This window comes from bacterium (assembly GCA_021372775.1).
GTDB lineage: Bacteria > Acidobacteriota > Polarisedimenticolia > J045 > J045 > JAJFTU01.
The window spans coordinates 1-1,664 of the sequence record JAJFTU010000332.1; the positions used below are offsets into that span (position 1 = coordinate 1).

Here is a 1,664-nt window from a genome sequence, read left to right on the forward strand (position 1 = left end):
AGCGACCTCGTAGGCCGAGGGCGCCATCGCGACGCCGCGCTTCAACAGCGCGTGGAAGAGCCGCCGGTAGATCGCCGCGCCGCCCGAAGCGAGCTTCTCCGCGGCGCGCGGCGGATCGCCCGCCTGCAGCGAGAGCCAGAAGATCGACCCGACCCGCGCGAGGCGCGCCGGCACGGGCGCCGCGGCGAGGACCGGCGTCAGTTTCTCCTCGAGGCGCCGGCCGAGCGCCTCGAGCCGCTCCCAGCCGCGCTCCCGCTCGAGGACGCCGAGCGTCGCCAAGCCGGCGGCCATCGCCACCGGATTCCCCGAGAGCGTTCCGGCCTGATAGACCGGACCGAGCGGCGCGAGCTTCTTCATCGTCCCGCGCTTCGCCGCGAACGCGCCGACCGGCATGCCGCCGCCGATCACCTTGCCGAACGTGGCCATGTCCGGCTCGATGCCGTAGAGCTGCGCCGCGCCGCCGGGGGCGACGCGGAAGCCGGAGATGACCTCGTCGAAGATCAGCATTGCGCCGTGCTTCGCCGTCAGCTCCCGCAGCAGGCGCAGGAACTCCGGCCGCTGCACGAGCAGGCCGTTGTTCGCCGGGATCGGCTCGACGATCACCGCGGCGATTTGGTCTCCTTCGGCCTTGAACAGCGCCTCGGCCCGCTCCGGATCGTCGAGCGGCAGCACGCGGGTCAGGCCGGCGAACTCCGCCGGCACGCCGGCCGACGACGGCTCGCCGAACGTCGCCAGCCCAGAGCCGGCGGCGACGAGCAGATGGTCGGCGTGGCCGTGGTAGCAGCCGCTGAACTTCACGATCAGCGAGCGCCCCGTCGCGCCGCGGGCGAGGCGGATCGCGCTCATCACCGCCTCGGTCCCCGAGGAGACGAAGCGGACCTGCTCCATCCCGCGGTAGCGCGCGAGGACCTTCTCCGCCAGCAGGACCTCCCCTTCGCACGGCGCGCCGTTGCTTGTTCCCGCGGCCGCCGCGGCGGCGACCGCGCGCACGACCTCCGGGTGGGCGTGGCCGAGGATCAGCGGCCCCCACGACATCACGAAGTCGATGTAGCGGCGGCCGTCGGCGTCCTCGATCGCCGCGCCCTGTCCGCGGCGGACGAAGAGCGGCGTGCCGCCGACGGCGCGGAAGGCGCGCACGGGGGAATCGACGCCGCCCGGAATGACCTCGCAGGCGCGCCGGAACAGCTCCTCCGACTTCGGTCCGGCGCTCACAGCCACTTTCCCGCCAGCGCCTCGCGCGCGTGGTAGGTGATGATCTGGTCGGCGCCGGCGCGGGCCATCGCCAGCAGGTTCTCGCGCACGATCCGGGCCTCGTCGAGCCAGCCGCGTTCCGCCGCGGCCTTGACCGCGGAGTACTCGCCCGAAACGTTGTAGGTCGCGAGCGGCAGGTTCGTCAGCTCCTTCACCGCGCGGATCACGTCCAGATAGGCGAGGGCCGGCTTGACCATCAGCATGTCCGCGCCTTCGGCCTCGTCGAGCAGCGCTTCGCGCAGCGCTTCGCGGCCGTTGCGGACGTCCATCTGGTACCCCTTCCGGTCCCCCTTCCCCGGCGCCGAGCCGGCCGCCTCGCGGAACGGGCCGTAGTAGGCCGAGGCGAACTTCACCGCGTAGGAGAGGAGGGCGACGTTCTCGAAGCCGTGCTCGTCGAGCGCGTCGCGGATCGC

The 1,664-nt window shown here is 73.0% G+C and carries 2 protein-coding genes; both read right to left on the reverse strand.

Annotated elements, in window-relative coordinates; translation table 11 throughout:
* On the reverse strand, positions 1–1,212 hold a 1,212-nt coding region (locus LLG88_11215; GenBank protein MCE5247472.1), incomplete at its 3' end, for a glutamate-1-semialdehyde 2,1-aminomutase.
* Positions 1,209–1,664: porphobilinogen synthase (locus tag LLG88_11220; GenBank protein ID MCE5247473.1), on the reverse strand; the 456-nt coding region annotated here is incomplete at its 5' end. The genes LLG88_11220 and LLG88_11215, both read right to left, overlap by 4 nt.